Genomic DNA, 10,009 nt, shown 5'->3' on the forward strand with positions numbered 1-10,009 from the left:
CCGTCGTTCCAGTGGCGTGAAACTGGCGAGGGATGCATAATACAGCAACATGGAGAATTGCATGTCTGCCGGCTCCGCACCATAAAAACCTGCGGCGGCATTCACGTTGGCTGTGGATAATGCAAACAGCATTACCGTTGGCAGCAATACCAGAAAGATGGTCAGCCTGATCAGCCATTGCGGCACCCACGGCCTAAATATAGGCAATGCTTTACTCATGACTGTTTATGGGCTTTGGATACAGATACGTTTACACTCATGCCGGCCGACAGCTCCTTCAGCTCCTCCGGCGTGCCCTCCAGGCGGATACGCACTGGTATGCGCTGCGCTATCTTCACAAAGTTACCCGTTGCATTATCAGGTGGCAGCAAGGAAAAGCGGGAACCGGTGGCGCCGGACAATGACTCAATCTTTCCCTTATATACACGGCCGGGAAATGCATCGACAGTAATGTTGGTGATTTCGCCCTGGTACATATGACGGATCTGTGTTTCCTTGAAGTTGGCCACTATCCATTTGCCAGCTTCCCAGTCCACGATGTAGGCCAGCGTCTGCCCTGCCTGTACCAGTTGTCCGGGTTGAATCGTCCGACGGCCCATCTTACCATTGTAAGGCGCTGTGATCACGGTGTAGGAAACCGTGAGATCACTTTTAGCCACCACTGCTTCCCTTCTTTTTATTTCTGCATCCAGCGTACTTTGTTGTACCCTGGCATCATTAATCTTTGCCAATGCGGCATCATAAGCGCTGACGGCGGTGTTGTATTCTGAACGGGCTACATCAAGAGAAGCCACTACGCGGTCGAGCTGTTGCCGGGTAGCCGATTCTGCGTCATAGAGCTTTTTGTAGCGCTCATACTCCTGCTCCTGGTTGGTGAGCTTTGCTCTGGCAGCAGCGATCTGGGACTGGTACACCTTCGCCGTCTGGCTGCTGGTGTTGATGTTGCTGGACAATACGCCTACCTGTGCAAGTGCATTCTGTAGGGCGGCCGATGCCTCCTGTTGCTGTGCGGTATATTCGTTGTTGTCGATGATCACGAGCGTATCACCTTTTTTCACTTCCTGGTTCTCTTCATATCTGATCTCCTCTACATAGCCAGTAACGCGGGTTACAACAGGGTTAATATATTCATCTACCTGTGCATCGTTAGTTTCTTCATTCTTCCATAGATAAAGGAGGCTTTTCACGCCCCATATAGCAAGACCTATAACTACCACGGAGGCAACAATGGTAGTAGTTCCTGAAATAAGCCTGTCGGTTCTGTTGGTGGTGGTGTCGGTTTGGTTCATATGTTAAAGGTTGCCTGTTGCTTTCAATAATTGATAGTATTGTAATTGTGCGGTAACGGCAGCTGCGGTAAGATCGAAGCGGGCCTGCAGCAACTGGGTTTCCGCGTCCAGCAGATCTGTGAGCAGCGAGAGCTGGTTGAAGTAAGTATTGCTGACGATCCGGTGATTTTCCTTAGCCTGACTGATATTGTCTTTCGCTACCTGAATGCGGGTGAGCGCTTCGGCGTAACGCAGATAAGCCGCCTTTACTTCCTGCCGTACCTGGTCTTTTGTATCGGCATGCTCCGTCTCCTGCTGTTGCAGGGCTATTTCTGCAGCTTGCTTCTTATGTCTGTTCTGATAGAAAGCCGATACCGGAATACCCGCCTTTACCCCTACCTGCCCCAATCCATAAGGCGTTATCGCATATGGATAGAACTGTATCTGCGGGTAGGTGTAGGCGTACTCTGCAAACAGCCCCAGCTTAGGCAGCACGGCTGATTTTACCTCTTTCAGTTTCAGCTCACTCAGCGCCGTTTCTTTTTCAGAAATCCTAAAGGCAAACGAATGCTCATAGGCTTCCCCCAGGTAGTCTTCATAACTGTGTTGGGGGGATAAAGGCATATCCAGCGTATCCAGCGAGATCTTATTATCTATGCTGTCAGGCTGCCCTATCATGATATTGAGCCGCTGGTTGGCAATCTGTATGCCATTGCGGATCTCGAGCAGGGTCATACACTGCCTGGATAACTTCAGCTCCGCACGCAGGATGTCACTTTTCAGTACCACACCGTTTTTGAACATCTCCCGGATCTCGTGCAATTCCTTCTCCCGTTCTGCAATATCCTGCGCCATTACGTTTTCGTAGGTGCGATACCGGTAGATGTCCAGGTAGAGGGACGCCGCCTTGTAGCGTATATCCGTTTCTGTGAGGTGCTGCTGCTCCAGCGCCAGATCACGCTCCGTCTGGCGTACGGTGATTTCGCGGGAAGTCTTTCCTCCGTTATATACATTCAGGTAAGCGTCTGCACCGGCTTTATAGAAGGTGTGCACCACCGGGAACTGTGTAGGAGATTTAAACAGGCCATCTTCATACATGGCCAGATTGGAAACCCTTGCATACAGTCCTTCCGCCTTGATTTCCGGCAGCCGCTCATCTTTGGCGGCCTTTACGGATTCCTCCATCTGCTTCACATGGAGGTACTGCATCTGTAACTGTTTGTTGTAGGCTTCCGCCTTCTTCCACACCGTTGTTAATGTAAGATTACTTGTTTCAGGGGTCTGGCCAATTACGCCATTGTTGCAGAAGAGCGCTATGAGCAACACTCCTGCAAACCGCTTACTGCTGATCGAGGACATATCTATTCTGATGAAAGTGCAAAGTTCCTTTGATCAGGATAAAAATATTTTCTATAAATTGCCATTAAATTGTTAGATCCGGCCAAATGGAAGATTTCAATCCTGATGAGATTTTAGAGAGAGTGGATGCAACCCCTGACACGGCTTATATCTGGCACTGGAAAACAGAGCACCACTTTCCCTTTCATAAACACAACAAAGGCCAGCTGACCTACGTAGAAGGTGGCGTGGCTTTCCTGTATACACGGGATAAAACCTATTTTCTGCCTGCACGGCATTACATGTGGGTGCCACCGGGTGTGGAACATTATTTCCAGCATCGTTATCCGGCGAACTATGTGCGGACGATTTACTTTTTTCTGGACGAAGATGATGCCACCGATCCGTTCTATACAAGAACAGGCATCTATCCGGTCAACAACCTGCTACTGGAGATGATACTGTATACTGCTAAATGGGATGGCGACGTGGCACCCGGCTCCAAAGGCTACCGCTTTGTGAAAGCCATTAAAAATATTCTGCCCGACATCAGCCTGCAACCATTACCCATACAGCTTCCTACCACTGATAATAAAAGATTGCAGCCTGTATTGAAATATATTCAGGAAAATCTTGCGGAGCAACTCACGCTGGAAGTACTGGGACAACAATTTAATTATAGTGAACGCACACTAACGCGCATGTTCAGGGCGACGATGGATATTTCTTTTTTCCAGTACCTGAAACTGGCAAGGATGATCAGGGCTATGGGGTACCTGCTTGAAACTGATAAGACGATCAGTGAAATCGCCTGGGATACCGGTTACAACAGCGTTTCAGCGTTCAGTAACACGTTCTTTAAACTGGTAGGTAAGAGACCTTCTGAGATGTAGTTACTTTTTTATGTTGTTATTTGTTTATTTAGTTACTGTGATACATCTTCTACAGTAACTAAATAAACAAATAACAACATAAAAAAATAACTATATCTTATAGGCTACTCCCAGCATCAGGTAGATATTATACATCGGGAAGTCCATTCCTTTGAAATCATCTGAGAATATCGGACGTAATCCCCAGGCCAGGTTACCGGTAACGCTCAGCTTTTTGCCTACACGGTAAGCAGCACCGCCCTGTAAGCCAATATCAAATTTGCGCAGCTCTTTGCCAAAGTCGAAGGTTGCTTCATCAATGATGATCTTCTCACCAGTTGAGCCGCCATTGCGGATGTAACCATCATGCACGGAACCATAGAAGCTGGAACTGAAAAGCCAGGCGGCATAACCGCCCAGGTTGAAGCGCCATCTGTCGTTAGGCGTAAATACCGCGCTTACAGGAATGGTTACATATGCATTGTGTACAATGGTCTTGTTTTTACCGGTGAAATCGCCGGAGAACGAAGCACCATCTTTTGTGGTGATGATTGTAGGGAAATACATCACTTCATCTTTCACCTGCATCCCTTTGTAATCCAGCTTTACACCAATGGCGGCGCCCCATTTGCTGGTAGCGCGGTAAGAGAGTTCATAGCCCAGTGACGGACTGAACTCCGACCAGTAGGAATTAATCTTCCTGATGGTGTTAGGCAGTCCTACCGGTGCGGTGGCGCCAAAGTTGAAACCTGCCAGTATCCTGTGTTCCAGCACAGGCTTAAATGAAGTGGCTGTTTTATGGTCCTGCGCAAACAGCGGGCTACCCGCTGTCAGCATGACTATCAGTAATACAATTATTCTGTTCTTCATGGGTTGATCCGTTGTTTTTATTTTTTCACTATTTCAATATTATCCAATAACAGTCTGCTGCCTACAGCACCTCTGTAGTAGTTGCCATCCTTACTGGAAGACGCCACAATGGCCATCATCATCGGTACATTGGGATCATAGCTTTTCTTGAAGGTGAAAGGAATATCGAAGTGTGTCCAATCCGCTTTGGCAGAACCATCCGGAAGAACGGCCGTAGCAATGATCCGTTCAGAAGTAAAGATGTTGGTAGCATCGAGACGTGAAGTACCAGTGTATAACACGGCGTAGATGGAGCACTCATCTGTTTTACCGGCAACAGGGTTTCCTTTCTCATCCTGGAACACAGGGCCTGGCTTATACTTGTAATAGCCGGTGAAGCGTGCAGGTTCACCCGCATAAGGTTGCCCGAACTGTGTTGACTTCAATGGATTCTGGAATGCAGAACCGAGATCAAAATTCCCCATGAACAAAGAACCGGCAAACAGGTAGATATTCATGAAGCCCATGGATAGCTCAGTACCGGGACGTGTTTCCAGTTCAGCTGCCAGCTTGCCCTGATAAGCATCGGTAGTGGAGCGCAATGGGAACTCCTTAGGGTTCGATACGCCGGCCAAACCTACGCCCAGGTTACCGGAAGACCAGATGGCAGAACCATCTTCTCCTTCCAGGGTTTCAAAAGGAATTTCAGGGAAGGTTTTATCGATTCCCCATTTCTCAAAATCAAATTTCCAGTTGCCGATATTTACCAGCTCAATTGTATATGTTTTTTTATTGACGCCGCTGGGGGAAATAACCGTATACTTCTTAATACCAGCACTGTCAAATTTGAGCGAGTCGCCGGAGGCAGGCGTGATAGTGGCGCCGGGTGTAATCTTAATAGTTGGCACTACTCCGCTGTCGTATGCCGTTCTTGTAAGATACAGGCGTATCCTGCCTTTCGACTGGTCAATAAAAACGTCCCCGGTGAGATTGGATTTGTCGATCGTGAATGATTCAATATCCGCTTCAGGGTTCAGCGGCGCGTCCTTAATACAGCCGCAGAGCGAGCCGGCAAGGGCGGCCACCCAGCATAGTTTCCTAGATTTCATCGTGTACTCAGTTGGTTAAACGACGGCAAAGGTATAGAAACAATTTTTTATTACTTACATAATATGTATAACTATACTACTGATCATGACTACCTTGGCGTACTTTTGTTAAAAATACATATCCTTGTATTATGACCAAGAGAGAAAGATTGACACGCATCCTGATATATGCCGCCAAATGTGTAACCGGCGTACTGATAGTGCTGCTGCTTTCATGGCTGCTGGATTACCAGGATGTGATCTGGGTGCTGATCTCTGTGATGCTGGTCCTCTCCCCTGATGGCTCCGATGCCATGACCCTGGCTGTTACGCGCATCAAAGCCAATATTGTGGGCGCCTCTTCCGGCTTTCTGCTGTTACTGATACATCCAAACCTCATGCTCATGATGAGTATAGCCGTTACCGTTACAGTGGTATTATGTAATGTGCTGAATTTTGAAGCCGCTACCCGTACTGCGCTGGCAGCTACTATCATCGTAATGACCCATGAAGCCGGGCAACATCTCTGGGATACAGCCATCAGCCGCGTGCTCTCCGTATTTTCAGGTTGCGTGCTAGGACTCCTGATTACTTTCATCTTCCATAACAAGTACACCAAGCAGACAACAGAGCTGATCCTCTCCAGGACTGACCGCGGAGGGGAATAATGGCTACCTTCAGATTTTCCACAGAATTGTGCATTAACTTGAGCGGCTTAATTATTACGCCCGATGAAGAGAATGATTATGATGGCCGGCCTGGCAGCCGGAACACTTGCAGCGCCCTTGTGTGCAGTAGCACAAATAACCAACCATACCGACAGTATTCCCACAGATAGTTCTTTCCATATCAGTATCGGGCAACAGCAGCCCGTCTTCCGGACTACCACCGCGGGCATCATCGTACCTGCGCTGATGCTGGGTTATGGCTTCGCCGCCCTGAAGGCGCATCCGCTGAAAGAGCTGAACCGCTCTACCAAAAATGAGCTGGTGGAAGATCATCCTACCTTCCATACCCATATCGATAACTACCTACAGATAGCTCCCGCTGCGGCAGTGTACATTCTCAATGCTGCAGGTATTCATGGCAGGCATAATCTCCGTGACCGTACCATTATACTGGGCCTGTCGGCATTGCTTACCACCGGTTCCATGGAGCTGATAAAACACACTACCCGCGAAGAACGGCCTGATGGCAGCGATAACCTCTCCTTCCCATCCGGGCATACCGCTATGGCCTTTGCCACGGCTGAATTCATGCGACAGGAATACCGCGATGTTTCGCCCTGGTACGGCGTGGCTGGCTATGCTGTGGCCACAGCTACCGGTGTACTGCGTATGTACAACAACAAACACTGGGTCAGCGATGTCGTGGCCGGCGCAGGTTTAGGCATACTCGGCACCAAAGCTGTATACTGGGCTTATCCCTGGATACAGCGCAAATTGTTCCGCGACAACAATACCCGCACTACCACCGCGATATTGCCGTATTACAATAACCAATGGCACAGTGCCGGATTGAATGTTACTGTTTTCCTGCGGTAGCTTACTCGAAAATCTTAATCTCCTTATCCAGGAAGGTAAGCAGCAGCGATCCTGCTGTCAGAATGATGACCATCGGGAATAACTGGTATCTGAAGACCACCGGTGATGCCAGTATGCTGAAGCCCATATTCACCAGCCAGAATGAGATGCCGAGCAACATAAAGCGGTTGAAACGGGGACTCCCTTTCTTCCAGCCTTTTTTGATGAGGAAAAAGACCAGCGAACCGGCAAACAATATATTGATCGCCAGGAACACGGCCGGGTAAAGGAACAACAGGTATCCCTGAAAATCATTGCCCGGTAAGGCATACACCTTTTTGTCGCTGTAGTTGAACCATTTCATCGCGGTTTCCCATACTTCATTGGAGTTGAGGTTGTAATACTCCAGCTTCTCCAGCGGAGGTAAAATATACACCCAGGCATTTTCCATGGCGAAGTAACGCAGGAACGCGACCGGATGATCTTTGATCAGCCAGCGTCCATACTTCCCGTATACAGGAGCCACACCTCCCCAGGCTTTGATGTTGGAGGTAACGCGCGTGGCGTTTACATACCGTTGCAGGTATACTTTCAGCGGCGCGCCCGGCTCTTTGATATAGAAGGCACCATCTGCGGGCGATTGCTTCTTATACTCTTCGGGTATAATGGCAAAATATTGGCGCACCAGCTTCGCCAGTGAATCACAACCTGCCGGTACTGCTGTACTATCTACCTTTATGTGCGGATACATATACAACGCATTGTTGGCCAGCTGCCATCCGCTGAAAACAGAAAACTGCCTGGCGCCGGTATACTCCTGGTTCTTTTTGCTGGTGAAATCGATGAACATATAGATCAATACCACGGGCAACACTATACCCACTGCTTTGGCCCAGATGCGATAGCGGCTGCACGCCAGCGCCACTGCTGTAATCAATGGATAATACATCGCATTATAACGCACGGTGAACAATACCACCAGCACAAGCGCATGTGTTACAATACGGAACAATGCAGGCCGTTCCAGCATCCAGATCAACTGTGTAAACCAGAGCAGGCTCAATGCGAGAAATATCGGATCACTGGAAATATAATTACTGAGGTACAGCAATACAGGATTGAAGAAGAGAAAGATATACAAGATCCTCACTACCAGCCGCGGAGGTCTGTAAAAAAACAGGACGGTGAAAAAGAAATACAGCCCGGCCACTATTACTGCCGCATATTGAATCCCTGTCACTGCGCGGTCGCTCCGGCTGAATGCATGCACCATTTCCAGGAAGCGGGCATACCCTACCGGCCATACATTTACACTCATATTACCCAGCGCTGATTCTATGTAATTATACGAATCCGAAAAGTAATCAGCGAAAGGGTATGCCGCCTTAAAAAGCAGCCATTGAATAAAGGCGCCTGCAACAGCCACCAGTAATAATTTCCGGGAACGTTTCTCTCTGAGGATGAATCCGGAAAATGAAGAGGATGGCAGGCTTGAGGGAGTAGTGGTCATAGGCTGTTATTTTGAGGATAATCAAGATAACGAAGTTAACTATACAACCCGCCGCAGTATAAGCATAGCGATCCGGGAATGGTTTCTCCCCCCGGAATTGAAGACGGAAGGCTGTCTATCCACTTGGATATGGCTATGTCACGGCCGTGATCCATACAGTAACACAGGCGTAAAGGTGGACTTGATGCGGATATGTCCCGGGGAAGGGTTGCAGCCGTAGAACCGATCAAAGAAGCGTGAGTGTATGTAAAATGTCCGTGTACAGACAATCAGAGATCACCCTCCAGGTTAACCCTGCGGGCAGTATGGAAATGTATATGCTTTAACGGTGGTCAGGTTTCATTATCAGTATTCAGTTGCCAGGCAGGAAGTAGTTTATTCCCGTTGTATAAAGGGAAGAGGTAACGGAGCGAATGCGGGGATTGATATTTTCCCTGACAAAGGCTTTAGCCGGGGCTGCTTCTGACGGATGGGTGGATGTTGGGCCTTCATTGGGGGTTCCGGAGGCAATACGGCAATAATATCAGCTGCCTGGTACCTTCTATTGCAGGAGGGGATATTATCCAGCATGCCCCTTATTTGCAGGGTAATCACTAATGTACCGGTACCTGGTACGTCAATATCACACGCGGCTCCTTCAAAAGCCTCTCCTGTTTTTACGGTGAGTACGGCGCATTCTGCACCTGTTACCTGGGACGTAGTGAAATTGATACGGGCAGCAATTACTTTTATTTCCAGGGTATTAAAGCCTTCACACGCCGGTATTATCTGCGGGGGAATGTACAGGATACCATTCCGGGAAAGCCTGGGCGGCAACAGGAGAAACTTCTCTGTTCCGGTGTGCTGATTAAACCGGAAGCCCGTCAGGCTGCTGATGTCATTGCCGGCAACGGGAATAAGCTTGCTGGTCAACCGGTTGATATGCCCGCTATCGCAACGGACATCCATTTTACCAGAGAAAGCGCTGCGGATAAGCGCTCCTTTTTTACTGGCCATACCAAACCGCTGTGCAGCGCGCCGGGTAGCGACTGTCTGCCGCACACTTGCGGGCATGCTGCGCAGGTAATACCCGCCGCCGCGCCTGTAACCAATCAGGTTACCTAGCTTGCCTTTGAAGGTGATAATTGAAAGTTGCTTTGCCATAACAAAAGATACTGTTTATACCTAAAGTTAAGATTTATCAGCAAAGGTCATTTCATGGTTGCATTGAAGAATATCTAATGGTGAGGGCAGGGAACATAATTCAAGCATAGCCTGCTGTTATGATTGTGAGCAACCTCACATTCAGCTATGCTAACTTTAACCAAACAAAAGTCTGATTAACACTAAAAAAAATATCACCCATCCAGCAAGCCTGAGGGAAAAAATTAAGAAAAATCTGTAATCGTTACTGATACATTTCCGGTAGGTTATCGTGATGATATAAACCGGGTTCTGGTTCCTGCTGTCAACTGGTATTGGGGAATACACTAAAGATAGCACAGGTTACAAACACCGTTCACGAAAAGTGGTAGGCGAATATCAGGTTTTATTTTGTGATATTCTCATATTTTTTTGTCAT

General features: G+C 48.2%; 9 protein-coding genes and 1 pseudogene. 3 read left to right on the top strand and 7 right to left on the bottom strand.

The window, feature by feature from the left end; all coding sequences use genetic code 11:
- The 3 genes and pseudogenes from VM802_RS27090 to VM802_RS27100 all read right to left on the bottom strand — a co-directional run.
- Positions 1 to 219 (bottom strand): annotated as a pseudogene (locus VM802_RS27090) (MFS transporter); the annotation flags it as partial.
- Positions 216 to 1,289 carry an HlyD family secretion protein gene (locus tag VM802_RS27095; protein ID WP_325536647.1) on the bottom strand — a complete coding sequence of 358 codons (1,074 nt, stop codon included), beginning with the start codon at positions 1,287 to 1,289 and terminating at the stop codon, positions 216 to 218. The gene VM802_RS27095 and the pseudogene VM802_RS27090, both read right to left, overlap by 4 nt.
- A 3-nt stretch (positions 1,290 to 1,292) precedes the next feature.
- Positions 1,293 to 2,627 (bottom strand): TolC family protein, encoded by a 1,335-nt coding sequence (locus VM802_RS27100; protein WP_325536649.1) that lies wholly within the window; start codon positions 2,625 to 2,627, stop codon positions 1,293 to 1,295.
- An 86-nt stretch (positions 2,628 to 2,713) separates the two neighbouring features.
- Here VM802_RS27100 and VM802_RS27105 point away from each other — a divergent pair, with 86 nt between their 5' ends.
- Complete coding sequence (locus tag VM802_RS27105) at positions 2,714 to 3,499, top strand: helix-turn-helix transcriptional regulator (protein ID WP_325536651.1); 786 nt, start codon at positions 2,714 to 2,716, stop codon at positions 3,497 to 3,499.
- Positions 3,500 to 3,589: 90 nt separating this feature from the next.
- On the opposite strand, the gene VM802_RS27110 is transcribed toward VM802_RS27105, so the two are convergent.
- Positions 3,590 to 4,348 carry a porin family protein gene (locus tag VM802_RS27110; RefSeq protein WP_325536653.1) on the bottom strand — a complete coding sequence of 253 codons (759 nt, stop codon included), beginning with the start codon at positions 4,346 to 4,348 and terminating at the stop codon, positions 3,590 to 3,592.
- 17 nt (positions 4,349 to 4,365) lie between these two features.
- Positions 4,366 to 5,436, bottom strand: coding sequence for a PCMD domain-containing protein (locus tag VM802_RS27115; protein ID WP_325536655.1), 1,071 nt, complete (start codon positions 5,434 to 5,436; stop codon positions 4,366 to 4,368).
- 131 nt (positions 5,437 to 5,567) lie between these two features.
- Here VM802_RS27115 and VM802_RS27120 point away from each other — a divergent pair, with 131 nt between their 5' ends.
- Positions 5,568 to 6,083, top strand: a complete 516-nt coding sequence (locus VM802_RS27120) for an FUSC family protein (protein ID WP_325536657.1) — start codon at positions 5,568 to 5,570, stop codon at positions 6,081 to 6,083.
- Between the two features lie 63 nt (positions 6,084 to 6,146).
- Complete coding sequence (locus VM802_RS27125) at positions 6,147 to 6,959, top strand: phosphatase PAP2 family protein (protein ID WP_325536659.1); 813 nt, start codon at positions 6,147 to 6,149, stop codon at positions 6,957 to 6,959.
- Position 6,960: 1 nt separating this feature from the next.
- On the opposite strand, the gene VM802_RS27130 is transcribed toward VM802_RS27125, so the two are convergent.
- The gene (locus VM802_RS27130) at positions 6,961 to 8,448 is read right to left on the bottom strand and encodes a glycosyltransferase family protein (protein WP_325536661.1); all 1,488 of its coding nucleotides are present in this window, start codon (positions 8,446 to 8,448) and stop codon (positions 6,961 to 6,963) included.
- 375 nt (positions 8,449 to 8,823) lie between these two features.
- A complete protein-coding gene (locus VM802_RS27135; protein ID WP_325536663.1) occupies positions 8,824 to 9,591 on the bottom strand; it encodes a hypothetical protein in 768 nt (255 codons plus the stop codon).
- Between the last annotated feature and the right edge of the window lie 418 nt (positions 9,592 to 10,009).

This window comes from Chitinophaga sp., from assembly GCF_035538455.1.
In the GTDB taxonomy this organism is placed as follows: Bacteria; Bacteroidota; Bacteroidia; order Chitinophagales; family Chitinophagaceae; genus Chitinophaga.

Bases quoted from the DNA above. Each gene is read 5' to 3' on its own strand.
- VM802_RS27130 (WP_325536661.1), bottom strand. From the start codon at position 8,448: ATGACCACTACTCCCTCAAGCCTGCCATCCTCTTCATTTTCCGGATTC.
- VM802_RS27105 (WP_325536651.1), top strand. From the start codon at position 2,714: ATGGAAGATTTCAATCCTGATGAGATTTTAGAGAGAGTGGATGCAACC.
- VM802_RS27100 (WP_325536649.1), bottom strand. From the start codon at position 2,627: ATGTCCTCGATCAGCAGTAAGCGGTTTGCAGGAGTGTTGCTCATAGCG.
- VM802_RS27110 (WP_325536653.1), bottom strand. From the start codon at position 4,348: ATGAAGAACAGAATAATTGTATTACTGATAGTCATGCTGACAGCGGGT.
- VM802_RS27095 (WP_325536647.1), bottom strand. From the start codon at position 1,289: ATGAACCAAACCGACACCACCACCAACAGAACCGACAGGCTTATTTCA.
- VM802_RS27135 (WP_325536663.1), bottom strand. From the start codon at position 9,591: ATGGCAAAGCAACTTTCAATTATCACCTTCAAAGGCAAGCTAGGTAAC.
- VM802_RS27115 (WP_325536655.1), bottom strand. From the start codon at position 5,436: ATGAAATCTAGGAAACTATGCTGGGTGGCCGCCCTTGCCGGCTCGCTC.
- VM802_RS27120 (WP_325536657.1), top strand. From the start codon at position 5,568: ATGACCAAGAGAGAAAGATTGACACGCATCCTGATATATGCCGCCAAA.
- VM802_RS27125 (WP_325536659.1), top strand. From the start codon at position 6,147: ATGAAGAGAATGATTATGATGGCCGGCCTGGCAGCCGGAACACTTGCA.